Raw genomic sequence first — 25907 nt, forward strand, 5'->3', positions numbered from 1 at the left:
CAACTTAGTTTTTTGAGCCCAAAGAAGCCCCGGAATTCCGCGGCTGGATGGCTGGTTTCGCCTACGGTGAACTGGCAGACTGACGCGATGGAGTTCACGGGCCTCACCCGAGTTGCCGACGTCGAACCCTTGCTTCAGGCGCGCCGCATGGCACTCAAGGCGCTACGCGGCGAAGCCTAGGAACCTCCGGGGTGCCAGAGGCGTCGAGCGGCTCCGGCTTGTACACCCATGCCACCAGCACCACCGAGATGATCATCAGCAGGAACCACGCCAAAAGCTTGTCTATGGAGACCGCCTGCCAGCCCTCGAGCTGGTTCGGATACAGCCACGCACGCGACCATGTGCCGATGTTCTCGGCGAACCAGATGAACAGCGCCACCAGCAGGAACGACACCAGAATGGGCATGCGGAAGCGGCGCCGGAACACCCTGAAGTGCATGACGCACCGCCCGTAGACAAGCACGACGGCGGCCAGCAGCACCCAGCGGAGGTCCAAGATGTAGTGGTGCGAGAAGAAGTTCACGTAAATCGCGCCGGCCACAAGAGCCGTGATCCACCGGCGCGGGTACCGATCGAAGCGGAGGTCGAACAGTCGGAAAACCCGCACCATATAGGAACCCACTGCGGCGTACATGAACCCGCTGAACAACGGCACGGCCCCGATGCGCAGGACACCCTCGGCCTCGTAGGCCCAGGATCCGACGTCCGTTTTGAACAGTTCCATCACGGTCCCCACCACGTGGAACAGCAGGATCACCCGTAGCTCGCGGAGCGTCTCAAGTTTGAAACTGATCATCAGAACCTGAATAACGACGGCGGCGAGGGTGAGGAAGTCGTTCCGGGCAAGGCCCGCATGGTCCGGGTACCAGAGCCGGGCTGCGATGATCACCGCGAGCAACGCTGCGCCGAACACACAAGCCCACGCCTGTTTCAGTCCGAAGACGACGAACTCCGTGAGCCTCTCGCGCATCCGACCCCCGCGGGCTCGGTCGAGATACCCATGGGCGAGATCGTCAATGGACTGCTCAACCGAGGAGAAGTTACGCACCATGAGGCGCCTCATCTGGGTTGAGTTGGCTCAAGTAGTAGTCCCTAGGCCAGTGGCGGAGCCGCTGCGGCAGCCGCGGATAAACGCGTCCCAAGATGCGCATGGTCTGTTTGAAGCGCCGCGCCTGACCCGGCCCCCATTCGAATCCGAAACCTTCACGAACGTGCTCGGGCAACAAGCCCGCAGTGAGGAAGCGGGCCAGCGGCATGGCCAAGCGCATCAGGGCAGGAGCTGCTGCCGGGTAGAGCAAGTCTTGGGCGATTTTGCGGGCTTTCTCGTCGGGCCGCAACAGTGCCACGTGCCCGTCCCAGTACTCAGCAAAGGCGGCACGATCAGCAGGCCACTTATTCGGCGGGAGCTGCAGCTCCGTCCCGATCCTCGCATAGTCGCGGTACATGAGGTCCGCGGTTTCGTCATCGAGCGGTCCGTGAACCTGCTGGTAAACGGTCACCGCGGTGTCGTAAAGGGTGGCGACAACCCAAAGCTGGGAATCGGCGTCAAAGGCGTTGTAGCCGGCGGATGTGCCGTCAGCGTTCCGGCGAACCGGCGTGTGGGCCCGGTTGACCGCCCGGCGTACGGCCGCGACCTGCTCTTCGGTGCCGTAAACCACAGCGTAAACATAGGTCAGCGTGGCCCGAAGCCTGTCCTGCGGCCTGTGCGCGAAGTTGCTGTGGTCCGCAACGCCATGGCCAACCCGGGGATCGGCGATTTGAAGGAGGATCGCGCGGCCTGCACCGGCCAGAAGAACACCTTCCGCGCCAATGTCTGCAAGTCCTCGAGCCATCTGAATACTGTAGCGCCCTAGCCTTGGAGCCCTACGACGCCCTGCAGCACTCTCAGTTGATGCTCGAACAGCTCATCCCTCGCGGTGAAAGTGTCCGGGCCGTACTGCCCAAACACCTCGAAACTGACGGCACCGAACACCGACGTCCACACCAACACCCCCCGCGTCAATGAAGTATCGGGCGCCGCGAGATTCAGCTCGGCCCGAATGGCTGCGAGGTCCGCGGCCAGCTTTTCGGGAATCACGACGGCGGGGAGCACCTCGGCGTTGAGCGCACCTGCCCTGTACGCGGCATCAAAGATACCCACGAGGCGAACGATGACTCGCGTTCCCGGGACGGTAGTGCGCTCGCCCGGAGCCTGGTACCCGGGTACCGGGCTGCCGAAAAGCAGGGAGTAGCTGGCGGGTTCACGGATGGCCCAGCTGCGGACCGCCTTTGCGAGCGCTATGAACTGTCCGGCGAAGTCATCCTCCGGCATAGCGTCCACTGCTGCGCCCACCTCGTCGCCCAGCTCGTTGTACCCATCTATGAGCAGGAGCGTGAGGAGTTCGTCGCGGTTTTGGACATACCGATAGACAGCTGACGAAACGACGCCGAGATCCCTTGCGACAGCGCGCAGGGATAAGGCGGCTGCGCCGTGGAGGGCAAGGTGCTCGCGCCCCAAGCGGGTGATGTCGGCGATTGTTTGCATGCGCGCCCGCTCCCGCGGAGTGGGGGGCTTTGTCTTGGCCTTGGCTGGGGTGGGTTCGGCTGACGTCATGCCAATAGCTTGCCACAAGGGAGAGCGCCGCCAACAATTGAGAGCACTGCTCTTGACTTTGCGTTGCGTAACGCTCATTCTGGATTCAAAGAGCAGTGCTCTTGCTTTGATTTTCAAAGTGAAAACAACCTGAAAGAAGGACCACATGTATGTCGTCACCGGAGCAGGGCCCGTAGGTTACACAGTCGCGGAACAGCTCGCAGAGCAGGGGCATGACGTGCGAGTCCTCACCCGATCAGGCAGCGGCCCGGACCATCCACTGGTAGAGCGTCTGCAGGTGGACGCGTCCGATCGCGAACAGCTCTCCCAAGCCATCGCCGGTGCCAGCGCAGTCTTCCACTGCATCCACGCTTCCGCTTACCGGGCATCAACGTGGGCCGCCGAACTCCCCCAAGCCGAGCAAGTGGTGATGGACGCAGCGGCGGCCGCGGGCGCCGTCGTCGTCTTCCCTGAAAGCCTCTATTCGTACAGCAAGCCGGACCGGATCATGACCGAATCGAGCCCGCGGGAAGCCACAGGGGGCAAGCGCGGGATCCGCGTCCAGCTGCTGAAAGCACGTGAGGCGCACACTGCCAATACCGTGAGCGTCATAGCAGGAGACTTCTTTGGGCCGCGCGTGAAAATGGCCCACGCCGGGGAACGCATGGTCCCCTTGGTCCTGGCGGGCAAGCGAATCCAGGCAATCGGAAGCGCGGATCAGCCTCACTCTTTCACCTACGTTCCGGACCTCGCCGCGGCCATGATCGCCGCAGCATTGAATCCCCAGCTATGGAACATCGTGCTGCACGCGCCCACCGGCCCGCCGATGACCCAGCGCGAAATGGCCGCAGCCTACGCCGGCGCTGCAGGAGTGTCCGTCGCAAAAGTGAGCGCCGTGCCGGGTTTGGTTTTGCGGGCAGCAGGCCTCTTCTCCATTGACATGCGTGAACTGGCAGAAATGCTGTACCAGTTTGAGCGTCCGTTCGTGATGGACTCGGCCGCAAGCCAGCGGATGCTCGGACTTGAACCCACACCCTTGGGGGAAGCAGCAGCGGCCACGGTGGCGTGGTGGCGGGGCACCGCGCGGCGGGAGGGTCGCATGATGGGCTGAAGGGGGCTAACCTGACGCGCATGGCCCCATCAACATCGCCTGCGCGAGCATGGGTCGGCACGGTTCTGTTCCTGTTCCTCGCTCCTGGCGTCGTTGCGGGATTCATTCCGTGGCTCATCTCCGGCTGGCGTTGGCGCGACTGGGGCAGCGCCGCCGGGATCGTGGCGGTATCCTCCTGGATCGCCATTGGCGTCGGGGTGGCTTTCCTGCTGCACGCTTTCGCACTGTTCGCCCTGCACCGCGGTACGCCCGCTCCGATCGCCCCAACCCAGACGCTCGTGGTGACCGGCGTTTACCGTTTTGTGCGGAATCCGATGTACCTCTCGGTTCTCAGCATCATTCTCGGCCAAGCCTTGCTGTTCGCCAGCTGGGCGCTGGTCATTTATGCACTGCTCGCTCTGACCGCCGTGGTCGCTTTCGTGAAGGGGTACGAGGAGCCTACTCTCACCGAGACCTATGGCGAGCAGTACCTCACCTACCGACGTAACGTCCCTGGGTGGTGGCCAAGGCTCACGCCGTGGCATGGCTGACGGCGACATTACCGTCCGCGGCTGGCATACTCAGACCCATCGCTCCACCACCTCAACAACGGGGGCATGAGTGCCAAACGAGAACCAGCACCCCGGCGCTGCCATCCAACAAAGGGCGGCCTCGGCGCAAGGCCTAAGCACTGCCGAGGTTGCCGAGAGGGTGGCCGCGGGGCAAACCAACGCGTTCGTCCAGGACACCAGCCGCAGTGTGTGGAGCATCGTCCGCGCCAACGTGCTCACCCTGTTCAACGGCATCATCTTGGCCTGCTTCATTGTTCTGTTCGCGATTGGTCGCTGGCAGGATGCGCTCTTTGGCTTCAGTGCTGTGGCCAACGCGGTGATCGGCAGCGTCCAGGAGTACCGGGCAAAGCGGGCATTGGACCGTTTGGCACTTCTGAATGCACCGCATGCCCGGGTGATGCGTGAAGGTTCCGAGGCGGAAATTGCCCTGGATGACGTGGTGTTGGACGACACCCTCATCCTGAGGGCCGGTGACCAAGTGCCCGCGGACGGAGTGCTGACCGGCTCGCGTGGACTCCAAGTGGATGAATCCATGCTCACCGGCGAGTCCGACGCCGTTGAAAAGGAGGACGGGGACCGCGTCTTGTCCGGCTCTGTTGTAGTGGCAGGCGAAGGCTCAGCGGTAGTGGACCGGGTGGGCGCGGACTCCTTCGCCAACTCCCTCGCTGCCGAAGCCAAACGGTTCTCGCTGGTGGCCTCTGAGCTCCGCTCCTCGATCGACCGTGTCCTGAAATGGGTGACCTGGTTTGTCGGTCCCGTGGCGCTGTTGGTTTTGAACGCACAGATGATGGCCCAGGGCGGGTGGGCCGAAGCCTCTGCAAGTGGAGCGTGGCGTGAGGCGGCGACGGCGACTATTGCCGCCGTCGTCGCCATGGTCCCCCTGGGCCTGGTGCTGATGACCAGCATTACCTTCGCCGTCGGGGCTGTGAAACTGGCCCGGCAACAGGTCCTGGTGCAGGAGCTCCCAGCCGTAGAGGGGCTGGCTCGCGTGGATATCATCTGCTTGGACAAGACCGGGACGCTCACCCAAGGCGACATCGTTTTCGACGCGGCGCACCCCCTCACCGCCCGGCCCGGTTGGGAGTCCGTTCTTTCCTGGTATGGCGTGCAGAAAGATGCCAACGCAACGGCCCGCAGTCTCAAGGGGCACTTCAACGATCCAGCCGGCGTCCCGCTTGATCGGGTGCCGTTCTCCTCCGCCCGTAAGTGGAGCGCGGTGATCTTCGACGACGGAATGTGGGTTCTGGGCGGGCCGGAAATGGTGTTCCCGGCGCGCAACCACAGCGATCCCGTGCTTCAGCAACTCGCCACGCAAGCAGTGGAGTTGGCAGCCACCGGCCGGCGCACCCTGGTCCTGGCACACGGCACGCCCACTGACGACGAGACCGTTCCCGCCGATGCTGTCCCGGTAGTGCTCCTGACGTTCAAGGAGAACATCCGACCCGATGCTGCCGAGACACTCACGTATTTCGCAGCGCAGGACGTGGATGTCCGGATCATTTCCGGTGACAACCCCCAGACGGTTGCCGCCATCGCCCGGGAAGTGGGGCTGGATGCACCCTACGGCTTTGATGCGAGGGAACTGCCCGACGACGACCAGGAACTTCTTGAGACCATCAACAACCACGTTGTCTTCGGCCGGGTAACCCCGGACCAGAAGAAGAGGATCGTGGTGACGTTGAAGGGTGCGGGCCGCACAGTGGCCATGACCGGCGACGGCGTCAATGATGCCTTGGCCATCAAGGAAGCAGACATCGGGGTGGCCATGAATTCCGGTGCCGCTGCCACTAAGGCGGTGGCTCGGTTGGTGCTCCTGGACGGCAAGTTCTCCCACCTGCCCAGCGTGGTTGCCGAGGGCCGCCAAGTGATTGCCAACATTGAGCGCGTCTCCATGCTGTTCCTCACCAAGACCGCCTACGCCACCTTCCTTGCCATCGCGTTCGGCATCCTCCTGCTGCCTTTCCCGTTTCTTCCACGGCAACTCTCGGTCACGGATGGCCTGACTATCGGCATACCCGCGTTCTTCCTGGCCTTGCTGCCCAACGCCCAGCGCTACATTCCCGGTTTCCTGCGGCGCTCGCTGACGTTTGCCGTGCCGGCCGGCGTCTCCGTGACCTTGGGGCTCGCCTCCTACGCCCGCCTTGCCGCAAATATGCAGATTCCGGAAGCGGAGATCCGGACCGGGTCAACGCTTATCCTGGCAATCATCGGCATCTGGATCCTGGTGGTGCTCTCGCGTCCGGTCACCCGTTTCAAGGGCCTGGTCATCGGGGCGATGATGATCGGGCTGGTGTTGGTGTATTCCGTGCCGATCGCCCGCGATTTCCTGCAATTCACCGACCCAACGCTGCCCACGGCACTACTCGTCCTGGGAACGTCGGCGGCGTGCGTCGGGCTGATCGAAATCGTCCGCTTCGTTCACCGCCGCGTGGCGTACCGGGACGCTCAGGATGCCCTGCGTCAGCGCGCCTCGAAATAGCGGCGGCCCCGGCCAACCCACAGTGGAACCACCACGGCAACCGTCGCGATGGACTGGATAATGACAGCAGACCAGTCTCCGTCAGCAGCAACAATGAGGTCCACCACAGCAAAGGCCAAACCGAGGAACATGACCGCCGTTGCACCACGCCTGGCAGCCTCGCTTCCCCGTGCCACGCCGGAGGCCAGCCCGATCACCAATAATCCGAACAGGATCATTCCTGCGCCGAACAGCGTGATAGGCAGGGCAATACCGCCGGATTGGGCCTCCGGGGTGTAACGCAGAAAAATTGTGAGGATCCCCAAGAGGATCTGCGCGATGCCACCGATGTACATGAGCACCACTGAGAACGTCACCACTCCGGGCCGCTGACGGCTCTCCCCCGTAGTCATGAACTGAGCATAGACGAGCCCCCATCAGGGCGATGAGGGCTTCGCGGTGGGGTGACACCTTTTGTCACACAATTAACCATGCATTCATGCCGCCCTTGGATCTCGTCAACCCGGGCTTCCTAGAGTCGGCCTTATGGAAAACATCTCCCGCAGATCCCTCATCACCGCCGGCCTTGGGGCCGGACTCGTCGCCGCCTTGCCAGGCACCGCCGTGGCGGATCCTGCCGCCGTCCGTCCCGGCGTCGCGGTATCAACAGCGGACGACGCCGGTCTCCGCACCAATCCCTTCACACTGGGCATCGCGTCGGGAGAGCCTTGGCCCGATGGTTTTGTCATTTGGACCCGCCTGGCAGTGAACCCCCTGGCCGAGGACGGCCTGGGCGGCATGCCCTCCCGCAACGCAGCCGTTGCCTGGGAAGTTGCCGAAGACCCGGCGATGCGCCGGGTAGCAGCCCGCGGCGTCGAACATGCCAGGAGCGAAACCGCCCACTCGGTGCACGTCGAACTCAAGGGCCTCAAGCCGGGGCGGGAGTACTTCTACCGCTTCCGGACCGGGCGGCACCTGAGCGAAGTGGGGCGCACGCTGACAAGCCCGGCACCCGGTGAAACCCCCGCTGCCCTGGCCATGGCTTTCGCCAGTTGTGCCCAGTACGAGCACGGCTATTTCACCGCATACAAGCGCCTGGCCGAGGATCACCCGGATCTGGTACTGCACTTGGGCGACTACCTGTACGAGTACAAGAAGGGCAGTTACGTGATCGGCGGCGGAAACCCGCGCGACCACGAGGGTCCCGAGACCGTGAGCCTGGCCGGCTACCGCCAGCGGCACGCCCAGTACAAGTCCGACGCCGATCTTCAGGCCGCGCACGCAATCGCGCCGTGGTTGGTGGTGTGGGATGACCACGAAGTGGACAACAACTGGGCCGACGACATCCCGGAGAACAACGACGCAGCTCAACGACACCACTGAGCACTTCCGCCAGCGCCGCTCGGCAGCGTTCCAGGCGTACTACGAGAACATGCCGCTGCGCCGGTCATCAGTCCCCGCCGGGTTCGACATGAAGATCTACCGCACTGTCCAATGGGGCCAACTGGCCAACTTCCACATGATGGACACTCGGCAGTACCGGGACGATCAACTCGCGGGTGACGGCTGGCAGAAGAACGTCGCCGGGCGCCTGGACGACAACCGCACCATCACCGGGGCCGAGCAGGAGAAGTGGCTGCTGGACGGCTTCAGGAATTCCACGCAGCGGTGGGACATCCTGGGCCAGCAGGTCTTCTTCGCCGAGCGGGACCGTGACAAAGCACCGGACATCGACGACGTCTCCATGGATGGCTGGGACGGTTACGCTGCTTCCCGCCGCCGCATCGCCCAAGGCTGGGTTGATGCCAAGGTGCGCAACGCCGTCGTACTCACCGGCGATGTTCACCGCCACTGGGCCACCGACCTCAAAGTGGACTACAAGGACCCGGCGGCACCTGTGGTGGGCTCGGAACTGGTGTGCTCCTCCATCACGTCCACCGGCGATGGCACGGGATCCACCACCGATCCCACCATGGCCTGGAACCCGCACCTGAAGTTCTACAACGACAACCGCGGGTACGTGAACACGCGCATCACCAAGGACGCCCTGACCGCCGACTTCCGTGTGCTGGACTACGTCACCACCCCGGGCGCGCCGGTCAGCACCAAGAAGTCATTCACGATCAACGACCGCATCCCAGGCCTCGTCTGATCCTGCAGAGTTTTTGTACGGATAGTGCCCTTCCGGGGTGCTTTGAGGGCATTACGAAAAGGACGGTCCTGCCATTACCTTGGTAAGGCAACGACCTTTGCAGGCGTTGCCCGAAAGGACGGTATGACGGCCAAGAGCAAGGCAACGCTAAACGGCAAGGCACACCGGAACGGGTCCGTGCCTGGCGCAGCTGTCAGACGTGGCCGAAGGTTCGGCAAACTGACCTTAATATTGGGCATTGCCCTAACCCTGGCTGGGGTCGGCCTGGTGGCCTTCCTGTTGGTGCTCACTGGTAGCGGGACACCCATTCGCGAGGTCTTTCCGGATGACCGGACCGGCACCACAACCATTGCAGCGCCGTTCTTGGTGCTCATGTTTGGGTTCATTGCGCTGGTCTTCGGCAATTTCGCGCTGCGCGGCACGTGGAGCTTGCTCCGAGAAGAAGAACAGCCTCGGGGCAAGCCGGGAACGTGGCGTGTGGACCTTCGCCCCATCAACCCTGTGATTCATGGGTTCCTGGTCCTGGTGGGCTTCGCAGCATGGTTCGCGGTTCTTGCCTTGCCTGCTTATCTGGACACCCAGGGGCTGATCGCCGCCAAGGATGGTTCCACTGCGCGCAGCCAACTCTGGTTCATCGTGGTGGTCTACGGCCTGATCTCTGGCGCCATCACCGCCATGGTTGCCATGTCCCTGCTGAAGAAGTTGACGTATAACCGCCTTCTTGCCCGCAGCATCAGCACCCTCACGCCCGGACCGAAGCAGGCATTTTGGTGGCGCTTTTCCCACATTTGGCGCGGTGAACTTGGTGCTGCCGCCGTGGGCGGCTCGGCGCTGGGTTTGGCTCCGCTGGCAGCGCACTTCGGCAGTGGACTCAACCTCGCACTGAGCCTGACCGTAGGCCTCGTAGCGATGCTGCTTTCTGCAGCCTTGGCCCTGAATTCGTGGCGCTCGGGCATGCCCGTGGAGCGGGTGGAGTCCTACACGTAGGATCCCGGCGGACCCATGCCTTCAATCGGTTGGAGTTACCTCTGAATCCCAGTGACTACGGGCAACTGCGGGAGTAGCCTAGTTCCAGTTGAATTAGTGGATCTCTGTCCGGCTGGGGTTCTGCCGTGGGCCATGTGCGTTCGTCGCTGTCCGACCTTCTGGGGGTACTTTCCGGCGCCGTCGCCCCTCAGCATGTAAGGTTCGACGACGGGTCCCCCACCGCCGTTGTTCCCCCACCCGATGCTCCGGTCACCGTGCGGGCGGTAGCCCTTAACAGGGTTGGAAGATCCCGCCGTGACGGCCCGGCCTTGGACCTGGAGCTGAGGGTTTCGGTGGAATGTCACGGCCCCGGGCAACTGGACAACATGGAGCAATTACTTCTGGCCGTGGAACTCCACAGCGAGTACTCCGTTGTATCCAACGGCGAGTTCCGGCCCGAGGAGTACTCCGGTGCAATCGGGCAAGGGCTGGGGTTTCTGGTCCGCGTCCCGGTATCCCTTCGCTTCGAGGAACCTTCCGATCCTCCCGCCCAGCCCGTCACGGGCACGTCAGGTGCCAGCCGCCGGATCCGTGGACGACTGGTGGATGTGCACAACAAAGGCATTCCTGACGCCTATATCCACGCCCATTCATCCGCTAAGGCTGTCGTGAGTGACGCTACCGGGCACTTCGAGGTCCTTGCGTCGGCTGACGAAGTTCAGCATTTCGCTGTTGCGGTGGACGGTACTGAACGGGAACTTTCGGCCAGCACCAAGAGACTTCCTATGGTCATTCGCTGGCTCTGATTCTGGAACCATTTGCTCGGGCGGGCGGGTGCCATGAAAAGATCAACCATGCGTCCGATGCAGCACTCCAGCAAACTTCAGAATGTCCGCTATGAACTCCGCGGGCCCATCCTCCAAGCGGCCAAGGCCATGGAGGCCGAAGGGCACCGGATTCTCAAGATGAATCTTGGGGACACAGCACCGTTTGGGCTGGAGGCACCGGAGTCAGTTGTGGTGGACATGATCCATCACCTTCGCGGCGCGCAGGGCTACAGCGACTCCAAGGGCATTTTCTCCGCCCGTACCGCCATCTCGCAGTACTACCAGACGCGCGGACTGATGACCATCGGCGTCGAGGATGTCTTTGTTGGGAACGGCGTCAGTGAGCTCATCTCCATGACCCTTCAGGCGTTCATGGAGAATGGCGACGAAATCCTCATCCCGGCACCGGATTACCCTTTGTGGACTGCGGCCGTGACTCTGACGGGCGGCAACCCGGTGCACTACTTGTGCGATGAGGAGGAGAACTGGTGGCCGGACATGTCCGACGTCGAGGCCAAGATCACCCCGCGCACCAAGGGCATTGTGATCATCAACCCGAACAACCCCACCGGGGCCGTCTACCCCCGGCACATTCTGGAGCAGTTCGCGGCGTTGGCCAGGAAACATGATCTTGTGCTCTTCTCGGATGAGATCTACGAAAAGATCCGTTACGTGGCCGCCCCTCACATTCACACCGCAGCCGTTGCCGAGGACGTCTGCGTGCTGACGTTCAGCGGATTGTCCAAGGCTTACCGCATGCCCGGCTACCGCGCGGGTTGGGTCGCTGTCACCGGCCCCCGGACCGCAACGGCCGCCTACCGGGAGTCCTTGGAACTGCTGGCCTCCTTGCGCTTGTGCGCCAACGTTCCGGCCCAGCACGCCATCCAGACGTGCCTTGGCGGGTATCAAAGCATCGAAGCACTCATTCGCCCCGGCGGAAGGCTCCGCGACCAGCGGGACCTTGCGTGGAAACTCCTCACCGCGATCCCGGGCGTCAGTTGTGTCCCGGCAGCGGGCGCCATGTACCTGTTCCCGAAGTTGGATCCGGAGGTCTATCCCATCGCCTCAGATGAGAAGTTCGTCCTCCAATTACTGCAGGAACAGAAAATCCTGGTCTCGCACGGTACCGCGTTCAACTGGCCCACACCGGACCACTTCCGGTTCGTGATCCTGCCGGCTACGGAGGACATTGAGGAAGCAGTGCGCCGCATCTCCACCTACCTGGCCGCCTACCGGAACCGCCCCGCCGACGCACTCCGGTAAGTGGGGGAAGCCCTCATAGGGCAGGGTCCACCATGGTCATGCCCGCGGGGTTGGCCTGATCGAAGCCGGGCAGCAGTGCCGCAGCTCCTTCCAGGCCAATGGTGCGTTCAATGAGCATCTGCGGCTGGAGGGCACCCTGTTCAATGAGCGCCATCATGCCCGGATAGTCCACTGCGGCCATGCCGTGACTGCCCAGGAGGTCCAGTTCCCAGCCGATCACACGTGCCATGGGCACTTGCGGATTGCCGTCGATGGACGGCAGCAAACCGATCTGGACGTGCCGGCCCCGCCTGCGAAGGCTGAGGATCGCGTCGGCGCAAGTCTGCTCACTCCCGACGGCGTCTACCGCCACGTGACTGCCTCCGCCGGACAGGGCGTTGACTGCAGCCGGGATATCCGAACCATCGGCGAGCACAGTATGTTCGGCACCCAAACGCTCGGCTACAGCCAGGGCCTCGGGGTTCCTATCCACGGCAATCACCCTTGCTCCCATGGCCTTGGCAATCATCACGGCACTCAGCCCTACGCCGCCCGCGCCAACCACGGTCACCCATTCGCCGGCCTTCACCTGCGCACGGGCTGCCAGCGCACGGTATGCCGTGGCGAAGCGGCAGCCGAGGCTTGCCGCCGTCGTAAATTCAACACCGTCAGGAATGGCAACCAGGTTGCTGTCGGCGGCATGCAAGGCCACAAACTCGGCGAACGATCCCCAGTGGGTGAAGCCGGGCTGCTGCTGGTCCGGGCAGACCTGCGCCTCGCCGGCCAGGCACCATTCGCAGGTGCCGCACCCGCAGACGAAGGGGACGGTGACGCGGTCGCCAACCTTCCAGCGCTGGACGCCCTCCCCGACGGCGTCGATCACCCCGGCGAGCTCGTGGCCCGGCACATGGGGCATGGCAATGTCATCGTGGCCGGCCCAGGCGTGCCAGTCGCTGCGGCACATACCTGTTGCCAGCACTTTTACCACCACGCCTCCCACGGGAGCCTGGGGTTTGGCGACCTCCCTGACATCGGGCTGGGTCCGGACTTCATCAAAAACTATTGCGCGCACGCCACTGACTCTAACAATGAGTGGCTTCCAGCCCACCTTTGCTTCCCCGGCCGGCTCCTTGAGGCTGATAACCGGGCTTTTCTCCAGCAAAGGTGGGCCACTTCGGCGGCAGGTTCGGCTCAGCATGCCACCCGAGGCCGGAGGCGGGCCACCAGCGTGGCGGCGATCAACGCCGTCGTGATTTCAAGCCCGATCACCAGCAACAACCCGGCAGCGCCAGTGATGTCAACAGTGTTCGACGCCGGTCCCCCGCCGTGCGCATGTCCGGAACCGCCTGCGCCCAACAGCAGGACGGCATGGAGTCCCACCATTGCCAAAGCCGAGATGGTCACTTGGTGTAGTGCTCCCACGCGGCTGTGGCGCCAGATGTGGACAGTGCACGGGAGACACACTGCAGCCAGGACGATCATGAGGACGCCTAGCCAAAGTTGATGGTGTCCCGAGGCTGCGAGCCACAGATGGACCAGGCAGGACACGGCCGTGAGGGCCGCACAGACTCGGGGGTGCAGGACAGGCCCGGAGGCCCGGACCCGTCCTGTCATGGTTGTCATCGTGAATGTCCTGCGGCTGGCTTTAGTGGCAGTGCCCGGCGGGTTCGCCGTGTTCTTCGCCGGCCGCTGCCGGGCTGTGGCAGCTCGAACCCGAGGCACTGGCCGGCACGTCCAGGACAGGACTGCGGTCAAAGAAGCCCTCCGGCCGGAGCTTGAAGCCCACCGTGTCCACGGGCATGATCGGCCAATCTTCCACCCGCGGGAAGTGCGTCAGGCCGAACGTATGCCACACCACGATGTCCTGGCCGTCGATGTCGCGGTCTTGGGCAACGTAGGCCGGCAGCCCGGCTCCGCCAGAGTGTTGGTTGACGAAGTCGCCCGTGGGGTAGCGCTCCTCGTCGGAGTAGCGGGTGACCCACAGGTCCTTCGTGGCGAAAGCCGCGCGCTTCGCGATGGACGAGCCGGGGTCTGCCAGCAGTGTTGGCTGGTTCTCGGCGTGGAGTTTGTAGCCGACGGGCTCGCCCAGACGATTCTTGGACTCCGGGTTGGAGATGATCCACGTCCTGCCTGCGCGTGCGTCAGCCTCACGGACTGCCTCCGACTCCTTGGACAGAACCGTGCGCTTGCGGGAGAACGCGTTGCCCCGCTCGTTGCCCTCGCCCATGGGCTGGCGGACCACGTCTTCTTCTTCAACCCGGTTGGTGAAGCCGTCAATGGCCATGTCCAACCGGGCGCTGAAGAGGTGTTGATGGAAGGGTGCGCCGAGGCCTGGCGCGAGCTGCGAAATGTTGTCCGAGCCGCCCTCCGGGAAGGCGCTGGTGAAGACGACACCGGTGGCTTTGGCCTCGAACTCGATGGTGCCGTCCAGGTAGAGGTACCAGTAGAAGCCGTAATCGTAGTTGCCGATGGTGGTGAAGAAGGAGATCACCAGGCGGCGGTTGCGGCGGGTGTAGTTGATGCCGGTCCAAAGGTCGGAGTGCTTGGAGAGGATTCCCCAGTCTTCCTCGTGCATGCAGATGCCGTTGCGGATCTCGCGCGGGTTGCCGAAGGCGTCACTGATGACAGGGCTCAGGTAGGTGATGTCACCCAGGCAGTCACAGCCCAGTTCCAAAGAGTTGGCGTACTGGCCCACCAGGTATTCGCCAGTGTCGAAGTAGTTCTGCCAGGACCGGATGGGCGAGGGATCACCATACGGGACCACCATTTCAGCGATGGAGGCGCGGTTGATGATGGGACGCTTCTTGTCACCGTCCTGGAAGGCCAGGTTGTGGAGGACAACTCCTTCGCGGACGTCGAAGCCGACATCCACACTCCACTTTTCCCACTCCACATGGTTCCCGCCGGTGACGGTGAAGCTGGGGCCTTCGGGCTGGGTGATGCTGATGGGCTTCTGGGTTTCACGGAGGGGGCCGGTCAGCTCAGGATCCGTGTAGTTTCCGTGCTCGGCCGGGATGGGCATGACGCCGAGGTCAATAACCTGGGTGACTTCCTTGTTGACCACATCCACGTAGGCCACCAGCCCGTCCACGGGGTGGGCCCAGGCGCTGTCTTCCGGGAAGTCCTGCACGAAGGCGAGGCCGCGCAGGATGCGGCGACCTTTCTCGTCGTCGTACTCAAAGACACCGGCAGAGAGCGGGGCTACGCGGACTTTGGCGACGTCCAGATCCCTGGCTGCGAGCGCGGCAAGCCACCGCTCGTCGGTGGCGAGGAGCGTCTCCACAACCTCGAATTCTTCCTCCAACACAGGGAGTTCACCGGAGACCTTGGTGTCCAGTTCTGTTGCGGACACAATCTCGCCGCGGGTCACCGAGACAAGGACATCGGTGGGTGCGCCGCCGGAAATGTCGTGGAGGAAGACGCGGAAACGGCGGTCCTGCCCTGACTGGCGGCGGGCCGGGTCCACCAGTCCCAAATAGGCGATGCGCTTCTCGGCGCCAAGGTGGCCGGCGGCCTGCAGGATTCCCTGCACCTGGGAGATTTCGGCTCCCGTTGCCAGGGCGTATTGTGCTTCCTCAATGGCGGTGGCGTCGGTTGCTGTCTCAGTTGCTTTGGGCGTCATGGCTGCCTCTTGTCCGGGACCTATGATGGGTCAGGATTTATTTTCTATAGGTGTAGAGAATAACCAAAACGTAAGATGGGTCACAAGACCTGTCCATCATTTATTTTTCGGGAGCCCATCCAGTGCCAAAGATTGTGGACCACGATCAACGACGCCTCGAACTAGTGGACGCAACCTGGCGGATCATCGCCAAGCTCGGCATGGAGGGCGCCACCATGCGGGAAATTGCCGAGGAAGCCGGCTTCGCCAACGGCGCCCTCAAGCCCTACTTTCCCACCAAGGATCTGCTGCTGACGTCGGCGTTCGGACACGTCTTCAACCGCACCAACCAGCGCATCGCCACCATGACTGAGGGACTCTCAGGCGCCGCGGCCCTCCGCGCGTTCTGCGCCGAAGTCCTGCCGCTGGATGAGGAACGTGTCAACGAAGCGCGGATCGTGATTCCGTTCTGGCAGAAGGCGCTCAACGACGCCCACATGGCTGCACTTCACAGTAAGTCCATGCGACAGTGGCACTCCACCATTGCGGCGCATTGCGCAGCAGCCCGCGCGGCAGGTGAGATCAAAGCCCCCATCGGGGACGCCGCCGTCGCCGATCACCTGCTGAATATGATGCTCGGTGCGCAAATAGTTGTGGCGCTATCCCCCGCCGAGCATTTCTCGCAGGACCTTGCGGGGCAGCTGGATAATTACCTCGCGCTGTTGGCGGGCTAGCTAAATGGTGGCGCCCGAGGCCACCACGCCCAGCCCGCTTCGGGAAGCGTTCGCTTCCCGTCAAGGGGTGTTCGTGCATAGACAAGGCCTTGGCGCGTGATCCCGACCACACTGGAAGCATCGCCGCGCGCCTGACTGGCCGCCAAGACTTACTACCCGAGCGGAGTACCAATGGAGACTTACGACGCCCTCCTGACCTCGATCACACCGGTTACCGGCCAGAAAAGCCGCACCATCTTCGACCCGGCAACGGGCGAGGCTGTCGGCGAAGCACCTGTTCACACGGTGGAAGACCTCGAAACCGCCATTGCAGCCGCTACCGCTGCGCAACCGGCGTGGGCTGCCTTAGGGCACGACGCAAGGTCCGCTGCGCTCATGAAGGCCGCCGACGCCGTCGAACGTTCCGCCGAAGAGCTCGCCCAACTCCTCTCCCGCGAGCAGGGCAAGCCGCTGAACGGGCCGAACGCGCGATTCGAGGTCGGCGCGTGCGCGGCCTGGCTCCGTGCCACCGCTGCCACGCCGCTTGATCCTGAAACCGTGGTGGACGACGGTGAAACCCGCGCCGAACTGCACTACCGGCCCATCGGCGTCGTCGGTGCCATTGGCCCGTGGAACTGGCCCATGATGATCACTGTTTGGCAGATTGCACCCGCCTTGCGCATGGGTAACGCCGTGGTGGTCAAGCCGTCCGAATACACGCCGTTGTCCGTGCTGGCACTGGCCTCGATCATCAATCAGGAATTGCCCGAAGGTCTGCTTTCCGTGGTCTCCGGCGGCCGCGAGGTCGGCGAGGCCCTGGCCGCACACGAGGCGATCGGCAAGGTCATGTTCACCGGCTCCACCGCCACGGGCAAGGCGATCATTCGCTCCTCGGCCGATACCGTCAAGCGGCTCACGCTGGAACTCGGCGGCAACGACGCAGGCATCGTCCTCCCCGATTCCGATCCCAAAGCTATTGCTGAGGGCTTGTTCTGGGGCGCGTTCATCAACACCGGCCAGACCTGCGCGGCTTTGAAGCGCCTGTATGTCCACGAGTCGCAGTACGAGGCTGTTTGCTCCGAGCTTGTCGCCGTGGCCCAAGCCATGCCGATGGGCAACGGTCTTGACGAGAACAACGTGCTTGGCCCGCTGCAGAACCGGCAGCAGTACGACATCGTGGCCCGCCTGGTGGAGTCCGCTAAAGAATCCGGCGCGCGAGTACTTCTGGGTGGGAACCCGGACGCGGAGCAGCCCGGCAACTTCTACCCCACCACGCTGGTTGCCGACATCGACAACGACAACCCGTTGGTCGCCGAGGAACAGTTCGGACCAGCCCTGCCGATCATCAAGTACAGCACCGTTGATGAGGCGGTGGCCAAGGCGAACGGGCTCGACGTCGGACTGGGCGCCTCAGTCTGGTCATCGGACCTGAACGCCGCACGCGAAGTAGCCTCACGTATCCAGGCCGGCACGGTGTGGATCAACAAGCACGGTGCTGTGGATCCCCGCATCCCGTTCGGTGGCGCCAAGCAGTCCGGATACGGTCTCGAGTTCGGAGCCGAAGGTCTGAAAGCCCTGGGAGTCCCGCAGATCATCAACGGCTAACCCCGCTCCGCTTACCCGACTAGGGGACAGATCACGTCGCAATGAGCCTCATAGCGGCGTTATCTGTCCCCTACTTTGGGTTGGGGGCGTTGCCTGGGGACAGAGAGTCACAGGGTGGACGCGGTTGGTTAGACGGGTGCTCAGCGTGCAACCATGAGCATCATGGCCCAGAAGATTGCGTACCAAGGTGAGCCCGGAGCCAATTCGGATCTCGCGTGCAAGGAAATGTTCCCCGAGCTCGAAAGCGTCCCGTGCGCGAGCTTTGAGGACGCGTTTGAGCTGGTATCCACCGGCGAAGTCGATCTGGCCATGATCCCTATCGAGAACTCCATCGCCGGGCGTGTGGCCGATATCCACGTCCTGCTCCCCCAGTCCAAGCTGCAGATTGTTGGCGAATACTTCCTGCCGATCCGCTTCGACCTCCTGGGAATTCCGGGCAGCACCATCGAAGGTGCCACTGAGGTTCACAGCCACATCCACGCTCTGGGACAGTGCCGCAGGATCATCCGGGAAGCTGGCCTCAAGCCTGTCATAGCCGGTGACACTGCGGGCTCAGCACGCGAAGTCCGGGACTGGAACGACCCCCGCAAGCTGTCCCTGGCTCCACCGCTCGCTGCTGGCCTGTACGGCCTTGAAGTCCTGGCCTCCGGGGTGGAGGACGACCCCACCAACACCACGCGCTTTGTTGTTCTGGCCCGCGAACGCGATCTTCCCTCCAAGGAAGAACTGCCCGGTCCTGCAATCACCAGTTTCGTTTTCCGGGTCCGCAACGTTCCTTCTGCCCTTTACAAGGCACTTGGCGGCTTTGCCACCAACGGCCTCAACATGACGCGCCTGGAAAGCTACATGGTGGGCGACGAGTTCGCTGCCACCATGTTCCTTTCCGACGTCGAAGGCCACCCAGAAGACCCTAGACTCCGCCGCGCGTTGGAGGAACTGGAGTTCTTCACCACTGAGGTGCGTGTCCTCGGTGTTTACGCCGCCGACGGTTACCGCGAACGGAACACCATCAGCGTCTAGTACTTCCGCCTTAGAAGTGGGTGGGCTCTTCCACCAGCGCAGTGGCAATGCTGTGGGCGTCGTCCAGAGCGGCGAGGTAGCGCTCAGCGTCCAAAGCGGCCGCGCAGCCGGTGCCCGCTGCAGTAATGGCTTGACGGTAGCGGTGGTCCACGGCGTCGCCACAGGCAAAGACGCCGGAAACGTTGGTGCAGGTGGTGGGTGAGTCCACCTTGATGTAGCCCTCGGCATCGAGGTCAACCTGTCCTTCCACCAGCCCTGTCCGCGGCAAGTGACCGATTGCAACGAAGATTCCGGCCGCCGCCTGCTCACGGGTTTCGCCGGTGCGGGTGTCGGTGAGGGTTACACCTGTAACTTTGGTATCTCCGTGGATCTTGGTGATGGCCGAATTCCAAGCGAACTTAATCTTGGGGTTGTCTTTGGCGCGCTGAGCCATGATGCGCGAGGCCCGCAGCTCATCCTTCCGGACCACTACCGTGACGGACTTCCCGAAGCGCGTCAGGAAGGTGGCCTCCTCCATGGCGGAGTCGCCGCCACCAACCACCATGATGTCCTGTTCGCGGAAGAAGAAGCCGTCACAGGTAGCACACCAGGAAACGCCGTGTCCGCTGAGTTTCTTCTCTTCCGGAAGCCCGAGCTCCTTATACGCGGAGCCGGTGGCGAGGATGACCGCCGCTGCCTCGTGAGCCTCTCCGCCGCCGGTGACGACACGCTTGAGGTGACCCTTGAGATCAACCTCAGTGACGTCGTCGAACACTATCCGGGCGCCGAACTTTTCAGCCTGTTCCTGGAGTCCGTCCATCAGCTCCGGGCCCTGAATCCCGCCCGGGAAGCCAGGGAAATTCTCCACTTCGGTGGTGTTCATGAGGGCGCCACCGGCAGTGACTGAACCAGCCAGAACCAAAGGGTTAAGCCCGGCGCGGGCGGCGTAGATAGCGGCCGTGTAGCCGGCAGGGCCGGACCCTATGATGATCAACTGTTCGGTGCTCACGATATCTCCTTGGAAGGGTCGGGGGGACAAGCGGGTAAGTGAATTATTAGGCGTCTGCGTGCCGGGCAGGCAAGAGTTCCGCGACGAGATCTTCAATGCGGACCTTGATCTCGTCGCGGATGGGACGGACAGCGTCCACCCCCTGTCCGGCGGGGTCATCAAGAACCCAGTCCTCGTAACGCTTTCCGGGGAAATACGGGCACTCATCCCCGCAGCCCATGGTGACCACCACATCAGATTCCTTGACGGCTTCCGTGGTGAGGATCTTAGGGATTTCTGCAGAAATGTCGATACCAAGCTCAGACATTGCTTCAACAGCAGCAGGGTTGACCTTGTCCGCGGGCTGCGACCCCGCGGAGCGGACCTCAATGGCACCTTTGGAGAGAGTTGTGAGGAAGGCGGCGGCCATCTGCGAGCGCCCTGCGTTGTGAACGCAGACGAACAGAACGGAGGGCTTCTCGGCGGTCTCGGTGCTCACGGGTTCTCCTGTGTCTCTGGGTTGGTCTGGTTGGGATGGAAGCAGTGGGTCATGCTGCACGCAGTCGGGGGGCCAAATCGTGGACGCGGCGTGAAATGTCTGCGTACGCATCCTCAAACGCTTCCTTGCTGTCTAGCCGCACCGGATCGGGGATGGACCAGTGAATGCCGTGCAAACCCGGCAGTTCCTCATGGGCGTTATCGCAGACAGTGACCACCAAGTCTTCGTCGTTCATCACTTGGTCTATCAGGCGGGGTTTTGAACCTGCAAGGTCCAGGCCATGACGGCGGGCGACATCCACGGCACCTGGCGCCACACGTTCCGCAGGATGTGTTCCGGCCGACGCCGAGGGAATGTCGCTCACGGTTCGCCACAACGCCGTTGCCAGCTGCGAGCGTGCGCTATTCCTCGTGCAGACGAACAGGACCCGCCGGGCTCCGTGCTCCCGGCCGGGGGTGAGCCCCTCCAGCGCGCCGGGAGCCAACCGGACATAACTGCGCCGCTTGTCACCTTCGGAAAGATGCCGGACCGCCAAGCCAGCATCCTCCATGGAGCGCAAGTGGTGTGACAGCAAATTGGCCGGCATACCTAATTCCGACTGCATGACCCGAGTGTCAGGCGTCGGCCAGTTCCGCAGGGTCAAAGTCATAGGCAGCAAGTCCGTCGATGCTGGTGCGGTTCTTGGTGATCCGGTAGTCGGCACTACCGTCAACGCCCTTGCGTTCAAAGTACGGACCCAACAGATCGCGGTGGCCCTCGAATCTCATCAGGGGAACGCCCCACCCGCACGAATCGGAAACACGGTGGACGTCAACAACAACGACGGCTCTGGCCCCGGGTTTGTCGTCGAAGCGCTGAGCCATAGATTCGAAGTCAGGGTCATAGCGGGTGACCACGCGGCCCGTCCCGTGGAGTCGGACAATATTTGGGCGCCCATCAAAAGCGCAGAACATGACGGTAATCCGGCCGTTCTCCCGCAAGTGGGCTATGGTTTCGCTGCCGCTGCCCGTGACATCGAGCCAAGCGAACGTCTTCTCATCAAGGACCGCGAAGGTGCCCGGGAGCCCGCGGGGCGATACGTTGACGTGCCCATCACTGGACAGCGGAGCGGTCGCAACGAAAAAGACCACTTGTTGTTCAATGAACTTGCTCAATCGCTCATCGATTGCCCCGTATACCTTCATGGGAAACACGCTTCCATGAGCAGCAGCGTGGTTCAAACCTGTCTCAGGGGGCGGTACGGGCACTGACGAACATTGATGACTGTCTTGCTGGACCGGGAGAACGAGGCCAGACTAAAGCTCCATCAGGCCCATGGTTTTGCCATCGTCGGGCGGCGGGACCCTATTTGCTCGTGTGAGCACCGGACCCACCACCGGACAATGGCGCGACACCCTGCTGCTGTAACGCCGCTCTCAGGTGGTCGACTAATCGCCTAACGACCCACCGGCGCCTCTTCCTCGCGAGGCTCTACCGGGGCCGGCGAGGACTCACGCGCCAGCTTGTGCGGCCACCAGATCTTGCTGCCGATGTCGTAGGCCAGCGCGGGAACCAGCAGGGACCGGACCAGCACGGTATCCAGCAGCACACCGAATGCCACGATGAAGGCGAGCTGCACCAGGAACATGATGGGGATTACACCAAGGGCGGCGAACGTAGCGGCCAGGACCACACCGGCAGAGGTGATGACACCACCGGTAACGGCCAGGCCTCGCAGGATTCCCGGACGCGTCCCATGCCTTAACGACTCTTCCCGGACACGACTCATCAGGAAGATGTTGTAGTCCACGCCGAGGGCCACCAGGAACACAAAGCCGAACAGCGGCACCGTGGCGTCGGCGCCGGAGAATCCGAACACTCCGTTGAAGACCCAGGCGGAAACACCCATGGCGGCACCGTAGGAAAGCACCACGGACAGCACCAGCAGCACCGGTGCCACCACCGAGCGGAGCAGGAGCATCAGGATGAACAGGATGACCACCAGCACGATCGGGATGATCACCACCAGGTCACGTTGGGCCGTGGTGTTGGTATCCAGCGCGGTGGCTGTGACACCACCTACCAAAGCGTCGGCGTCGACTTCCTTCACCGCCAACCGCAGGGACTTCACGGCGCCTTCAGCCTCGATCGAGTCTGCCGCCGAGTTCAACGTGGCGTTGATGAGCACCCTGCCGTCACGAACTGCGGGGTCAGCGGGAGTGCCGGGAGCACCGGTGATGGGAACATTTCCGTCAGCCAGCAGGTAGGCGTCGCCCACGCCGTCGGCCGCTTTGACCTTGTCCAGCACCTGCTGCGCGGAACCTTGTGAGGCGACCACGACGGCGGGGCTTCCGCTGCCGGCGTCGAAGTGGCGCGCCAGCGCTTCCTGGCCGTCCACGGCGTCGGATGCGGAAAGGATGACGTCCGTCTGCGGAACACCGTTGGCCTTCAGCTGCATCAAGCCAGTGGAAGCTGCAAGGAGGAGCAGGACCGAAGCCACCCACACAACGCGCGGCCGCTTGGAGACCAGACGGCCGGTGGCGCGCCACAGACCCTTTTGCCACTCAAGGCCGGTGACAATCTCCGGTTCGCGTTCGTCGTCGGGCAGCAGCTTGGGACTGAAGGGCCAGAAGACCGCCCGGCCCAGCAACGCCATGAGCGCAGGCAGGAGCGTGAGCGCAGCGAACAGGGAGCAAAGGATTCCGGCGGCAGCAACAGGACCCAGCGCCTTGTTGGAATTCAGATCGGAGAACAGCAGGCAGAGCAGCGCGATGATGACCGTGGCACCGGAAGCGAGGATCGGTTCGAATGAGGCCTTCCACGCCGTAATCACAGCCTGCGTACGGTTGGTGGTGTGCGTCAGCGCCTCCCGGAACCGCGCCACGAACAGCAGCGCATAGTCCGTCGCAGCGCCAATGACCAGGATGGACAGGATGCCTTGGCTCTGGCCGTTCAATTGGATCCAACCGGCCTTGGCCATTCCAAACACCAGCAGAATCGCGGCACACAAGGCGAACACAGAGGTGAGCAGCACAGCGATGGGCAGCACCACTGAACGGTAGACCAGCAGCAGAATCACGAACACGGCACCGAGGGCAACCAGCAGCAGGATGCCGTCAATCCCACCGAAAGCGTTGACGAGGTCGGCGGTCAAGCCGGCCGGCCCGGTGACGAAAGCCTTCATGCCGTCCGGGGCGCCGGGCTGCACCACGTCGCGCAGCTCCTGGACTTTCTCGCGCAGTTCATCGGAGGACGCCATGGGAACAACGAACTGAATGGCCTTGCCGCCTTGGGACGGAATGGGCCCGACGACGGCGCTCCCCAACTTGAGTGCCTCGATGTCGGCTTTCAGCTGGGCTGCTTCGCCCAACTGTGCAGGGGTGAAGGAAGCATCGCTCTCAACGATGACGATTGCCGGGATCTCTTCGGAGTCCCGGAACTTGGCCTGCCAGTCCCCGGCTTCCGTGGCCTCAGCGCCGGCGGGAAGGAAGGAGGCCTGGTCATTGGACGAAACCTCTTCCAAGCGCCCGAACGTTGGGCCGCCGATTCCTGCGATGCCCAACCACGTGATAACCAGCACCACCGGTATCAGCCAGCGCAGCCAGAACGGTACCTTCTGCGAGTTCATGAGTCCTTCTTCTCTGGGAATGCTTGATGGCCTTTATTTCCATCATAGATTATCTCTATGATGGAACTATTCCAAGAGTGCAAGGATGAGAATGCCGGAATCCCCTACTGCTGGGAGTAGTATCCGGAAGGCAGTAATCACCACACAACGCTGGCAGGAGGGCGGAGATGTCGGAACCAACAGCCCCGCGCCCCGAGGCGAGCCGACCCGAAAACGCGGCTCCCCAAGAACTCGTGCGGCTCCTCCAGGACTTCACCCTCGAAGCCAACCACTATGTGGACGCAGCAGGCGGCCGGAACGACATGCACCGCACGGACCTCAACGCGCTCGCCGTCATCATGCGCCATTCTGCAGCGGGCGAAGTGGTTACGCCGGGTGTTCTCCGGGCCGAACTCCGGCTCAGCTCCCCGGCTACCACGGCGTTGGTTGACCGCCTGCACGCCTCCGGGCACGTGGTGCGCGAACGTCTTGGCGCGGACCGTCGGCAAGTCCAGTTGCAGATGACACCCAAGGCGTACCGGGACGGAAGCGCCATGTTTATGCCGCTTGCCATTCGCATGGGCAAGGCGATGGCCGCTTACAGCCCTGCGGAACTGGAACTTGTTACCCGGTTCATGACTGACATGGTGGAGGCCACTCTGGCGGCCCGCGAAGAAGCCGTCCAACCTGACTCCTCGCGTTCCACCTAAATTCACCCTCCAAGTTGTAGCGTTCTCCTATGAACGCGCAGCAGCCTGAAGATGTCTATACCCACGGGCACCACGAGTCGGTTGTCCGGGCCCACGCCTCACGGACGGTCGAGAATTCGGCCGCGTTTGTGATTCCCCATCTCACTCCCGGAACGTCAGTGCTCGACGTCGGGTGCGGACCCGGCAGCATCACGTGCGACTTTGCGGCGCTGGTTGCGCCCGGGCAAGTCATCGGTTTGGACCGGTCCGCAGATATCGTCGCCCAAGCCACGGAACTGGCTACCGACCGCGGCGTGGACAACGTGACGTTCCAGGCCGGCAACATCTACGATCTCGACTTTGAGGATGAGTCTTTCGACCTCGTCCACGCCCACCAGGTCCTCCAGCACCTGACCGATCCGGTTGCTGCCCTCCGGGAAATGCGCCGGGTGGCGAAACCCGGCGCGATCGTTGCCGTCCGCGACGCCGATTTCCACGGCATGAGCTGGTATCCCGAAGTCCCCGAGCTGGACGATTGGATGGAGCTCTACCAGAAAATCGCGCGTCGCAACGGAGCAGAACCCGACGCCGGCCGTCGCCTGGTTTCCTGGGCCCAACAGGCGGGTTTCACCCAGGTGGCACCCACCAGCAGCAACTGGCTCTACGCCACCGCCCAGCAACGTGCGTGGCAATCCCGCGTCTGGAGCGAGAGGGTTCTGCATTCAGCGTTCGCCGAGCAAGCCCTGGAGTACGGCTTCGCCAACGAAGCCGATCTCGCCCGGATCGCCGCGGGCTGGCACCGCTGGGGAGCAACCGATGACGGTTTCTTCCTCATCCCCAACGGCGAGGTGATCGCCCGGGCCTGAACTTTTTCAAGAAAGTTTTCCCAACCATGTAGAAATGCCGCCTGCAGTTCCGACCTATGAGTGAAAGCACCCACAAAGGGCGCTCCTCACAAGGAGTTTGAAATGAAATACATGATCATGATGTTCGGATCGGCCGAGGGCATGATGGAGACCGCAGACCCTGCATGGATCCAGGAAATGATCGGGTTCATGATCCAGATCGACAAGGACCTTACCGAGTCCGGGGAGATGGTGTTCAATGCCGGCTTGGCCGACGGCAGCACCGCGAAGCTGGTCAAGCAGACCCCTGACGGTGTCATCACCACAGACGGGCCTTACGCCGAATCGAAGGAGTCGCTGGTGGGCTACTGGGTGGTTGATGTTGCCAGCGAGGAACGTGCAGTGGAAATTTGTTCAAGCATTGTGAAGTACGCGCAGGTGGTTGAGCTCCGCGCAGTTCAGGAAGCACCTCCGGAGGTATAGCTGGATTCGTCACCGGCCGC

At 62.9% G+C, this 25907-nt stretch carries 25 protein-coding genes and 1 pseudogene; 14 read left to right on the top strand and 12 right to left on the bottom strand.

The genetic code is table 11. From position 1 onward, the window contains the following. Positions 1 to 12 precede the first annotated feature (12 nt). Positions 13 to 180: a hypothetical protein gene (locus tag J7I86_RS13225; RefSeq protein ID WP_214820752.1), complete on the top strand. Its 168-nt coding sequence runs from the start codon at positions 13 to 15 to the stop codon at positions 178 to 180. Here J7I86_RS13225 and J7I86_RS13230 read toward each other — a convergent pair. The 3 genes from J7I86_RS13230 to J7I86_RS13240 are packed head-to-tail and all read right to left on the bottom strand — an operon-like array spanning position 155 to position 2593. After that, positions 155 to 1048, bottom strand: a complete 894-nt coding sequence (locus J7I86_RS13230; RefSeq protein ID WP_214820734.1) for a DUF817 domain-containing protein — start codon at positions 1046 to 1048, stop codon at positions 155 to 157. The two genes, J7I86_RS13225 and J7I86_RS13230, sit on opposite strands and share 26 nt — an antisense overlap. Beyond that, a complete protein-coding gene (locus J7I86_RS13235; RefSeq protein ID WP_214820501.1) occupies positions 1041 to 1832 on the bottom strand; it encodes an oxygenase MpaB family protein in 792 nt (263 codons plus the stop codon). Before J7I86_RS13235 ends, J7I86_RS13230 begins: the two co-directional genes overlap by 8 nt. A 17-nt stretch (positions 1833 to 1849) precedes the next feature. Beyond that, positions 1850 to 2593, bottom strand: coding sequence for a TetR/AcrR family transcriptional regulator (locus J7I86_RS13240; RefSeq protein ID WP_214820502.1), 744 nt, complete (start codon positions 2591 to 2593; stop codon positions 1850 to 1852). 145 nt (positions 2594 to 2738) lie between these two features. Between J7I86_RS13240 and J7I86_RS13245 the strand changes: the two genes are divergently transcribed. The 3 genes from J7I86_RS13245 to J7I86_RS13255 all read left to right on the top strand — a co-directional run bounded on the left by J7I86_RS13245 (position 2739) and on the right by J7I86_RS13255 (position 6713). Further along, a complete protein-coding gene (locus J7I86_RS13245; RefSeq protein ID WP_214820504.1) occupies positions 2739 to 3683 on the top strand; it encodes an NAD-dependent epimerase/dehydratase family protein in 945 nt (314 codons plus the stop codon). Between the two features lie 20 nt (positions 3684 to 3703). Next, the gene (locus J7I86_RS13250; RefSeq protein ID WP_214820506.1) at positions 3704 to 4213 is read left to right on the top strand and encodes an isoprenylcysteine carboxylmethyltransferase family protein; all 510 of its coding nucleotides are present in this window, start codon (positions 3704 to 3706) and stop codon (positions 4211 to 4213) included. A gap of 70 nt (positions 4214 to 4283) precedes the next feature. Beyond that, the gene (locus tag J7I86_RS13255) at positions 4284 to 6713 is read left to right on the top strand and encodes an HAD-IC family P-type ATPase (protein WP_214820507.1); all 2430 of its coding nucleotides are present in this window, start codon (positions 4284 to 4286) and stop codon (positions 6711 to 6713) included. Here the strand turns inward: J7I86_RS13255 and J7I86_RS13260 are convergent. Then, entirely contained in the window at positions 6695 to 7105 is a 411-nt protein-coding gene (locus J7I86_RS13260) for a hypothetical protein (protein WP_286179740.1), read from the bottom strand. The two genes, J7I86_RS13255 and J7I86_RS13260, sit on opposite strands and share 19 nt — an antisense overlap. Positions 7106 to 7238: 133 nt before the next feature. Here J7I86_RS13260 and J7I86_RS13265 point away from each other — a divergent pair. The 4 genes and pseudogenes from J7I86_RS13265 to J7I86_RS13280 all read left to right on the top strand — a co-directional run bounded on the left by J7I86_RS13265 (position 7239) and on the right by J7I86_RS13280 (position 11900). After that, positions 7239 to 8844, top strand: a pseudogene (locus J7I86_RS13265) (alkaline phosphatase D family protein). A gap of 123 nt (positions 8845 to 8967) precedes the next feature. Beyond that, positions 8968 to 9831 carry a hypothetical protein gene (locus tag J7I86_RS13270; protein WP_214820510.1) on the top strand — a complete coding sequence of 288 codons (864 nt, stop codon included), beginning with the start codon at positions 8968 to 8970 and terminating at the stop codon, positions 9829 to 9831. A 125-nt stretch (positions 9832 to 9956) separates the two neighbouring features. After that, the gene (locus J7I86_RS13275; RefSeq protein ID WP_214820512.1) at positions 9957 to 10616 is read left to right on the top strand and encodes a hypothetical protein; all 660 of its coding nucleotides are present in this window, start codon (positions 9957 to 9959) and stop codon (positions 10614 to 10616) included. 48 nt (positions 10617 to 10664) lie between these two features. Next, entirely contained in the window at positions 10665 to 11900 is a 1236-nt protein-coding gene (locus J7I86_RS13280) for a pyridoxal phosphate-dependent aminotransferase (protein WP_214820736.1), read from the top strand. A 13-nt stretch (positions 11901 to 11913) separates the two neighbouring features. On the opposite strand, the gene J7I86_RS13285 is transcribed toward J7I86_RS13280, so the two are convergent. The 3 genes from J7I86_RS13285 to J7I86_RS13295 all read right to left on the bottom strand — a co-directional run bounded on the left by J7I86_RS13285 (position 11914) and on the right by J7I86_RS13295 (position 15501). Beyond that, positions 11914 to 12951 carry a zinc-dependent alcohol dehydrogenase family protein gene (locus tag J7I86_RS13285; RefSeq protein WP_214820514.1) on the bottom strand — a complete coding sequence of 346 codons (1038 nt, stop codon included), beginning with the start codon at positions 12949 to 12951 and terminating at the stop codon, positions 11914 to 11916. Positions 12952 to 13070: 119 nt separating this feature from the next. Then, complete coding sequence (locus J7I86_RS13290; protein ID WP_214820516.1) at positions 13071 to 13502, bottom strand: hypothetical protein; 432 nt, start codon at positions 13500 to 13502, stop codon at positions 13071 to 13073. A gap of 22 nt (positions 13503 to 13524) precedes the next feature. Then, entirely contained in the window at positions 13525 to 15501 is a 1977-nt protein-coding gene (locus J7I86_RS13295; protein WP_214820518.1) for a primary-amine oxidase, read from the bottom strand. A gap of 122 nt (positions 15502 to 15623) precedes the next feature. On the opposite strand from J7I86_RS13295, the gene J7I86_RS13300 reads away from it, so the two are divergent. The 3 genes from J7I86_RS13300 (at position 15624) to J7I86_RS13310 (ending at position 18818) form a co-directional block, all read left to right on the top strand. Beyond that, positions 15624 to 16214, top strand: coding sequence for a TetR/AcrR family transcriptional regulator (locus tag J7I86_RS13300; protein WP_214820520.1), 591 nt, complete (start codon positions 15624 to 15626; stop codon positions 16212 to 16214). A 171-nt stretch (positions 16215 to 16385) separates the two neighbouring features. Next, positions 16386 to 17798 carry an aldehyde dehydrogenase family protein gene (locus tag J7I86_RS13305; RefSeq protein ID WP_214820522.1) on the top strand — a complete coding sequence of 471 codons (1413 nt, stop codon included), beginning with the start codon at positions 16386 to 16388 and terminating at the stop codon, positions 17796 to 17798. Between the two features lie 162 nt (positions 17799 to 17960). Next, entirely contained in the window at positions 17961 to 18818 is an 858-nt protein-coding gene (locus tag J7I86_RS13310; RefSeq protein ID WP_214820737.1) for a prephenate dehydratase, read from the top strand. Between the two features lie 10 nt (positions 18819 to 18828). Here the strand turns inward: J7I86_RS13310 and trxB are convergent, their stop codons facing one another. From trxB to J7I86_RS13335, 5 genes are all read right to left on the bottom strand, one after another. Further along, positions 18829 to 19806 (bottom strand): thioredoxin-disulfide reductase, encoded by a 978-nt coding sequence (gene trxB, locus J7I86_RS13315; RefSeq protein ID WP_214820524.1) that lies wholly within the window; start codon positions 19804 to 19806, stop codon positions 18829 to 18831. A gap of 46 nt (positions 19807 to 19852) precedes the next feature. Continuing rightward, positions 19853 to 20284, bottom strand: coding sequence for an arsenate reductase ArsC (locus J7I86_RS13320; protein ID WP_214820526.1), 432 nt, complete (start codon positions 20282 to 20284; stop codon positions 19853 to 19855). 49 nt (positions 20285 to 20333) lie between these two features. Then, the gene (locus J7I86_RS13325; RefSeq protein WP_286179741.1) at positions 20334 to 20888 is read right to left on the bottom strand and encodes an ArsR family transcriptional regulator; all 555 of its coding nucleotides are present in this window, start codon (positions 20886 to 20888) and stop codon (positions 20334 to 20336) included. A 10-nt stretch (positions 20889 to 20898) separates the two neighbouring features. Continuing rightward, a complete protein-coding gene (locus J7I86_RS13330) occupies positions 20899 to 21468 on the bottom strand; it encodes a pyridoxamine 5'-phosphate oxidase family protein (protein ID WP_214820527.1) in 570 nt (189 codons plus the stop codon). Between the two features lie 251 nt (positions 21469 to 21719). Then, positions 21720 to 23891 carry an MMPL family transporter gene (locus J7I86_RS13335; RefSeq protein ID WP_214820528.1) on the bottom strand — a complete coding sequence of 724 codons (2172 nt, stop codon included), beginning with the start codon at positions 23889 to 23891 and terminating at the stop codon, positions 21720 to 21722. Positions 23892 to 24058: 167 nt separating this feature from the next. Here J7I86_RS13335 and J7I86_RS13340 point away from each other — a divergent pair, with 167 nt between their 5' ends. The 3 genes from J7I86_RS13340 (at position 24059) to J7I86_RS13350 (ending at position 25887) form a co-directional block, all read left to right on the top strand. Next, on the top strand, positions 24059 to 24580 hold the full coding sequence (locus J7I86_RS13340) for a MarR family winged helix-turn-helix transcriptional regulator (RefSeq protein WP_214820529.1): 522 nt from the start codon (positions 24059 to 24061) through the stop codon (positions 24578 to 24580). A gap of 29 nt (positions 24581 to 24609) precedes the next feature. Continuing rightward, positions 24610 to 25425 (top strand): methyltransferase domain-containing protein, encoded by an 816-nt coding sequence (locus J7I86_RS13345; protein WP_214820530.1) that lies wholly within the window; start codon positions 24610 to 24612, stop codon positions 25423 to 25425. 102 nt (positions 25426 to 25527) lie between these two features. Then, on the top strand, positions 25528 to 25887 hold the full coding sequence (locus J7I86_RS13350; RefSeq protein ID WP_062068338.1) for a YciI family protein: 360 nt from the start codon (positions 25528 to 25530) through the stop codon (positions 25885 to 25887). Positions 25888 to 25907: the final 20 nt, after the last annotated feature.

Origin of the sequence: Arthrobacter sp. ISL-95 (assembly GCF_018613695.1) — a bacterium.
Lineage (GTDB): Bacteria > Actinomycetota > Actinomycetes > Actinomycetales > Micrococcaceae > Arthrobacter.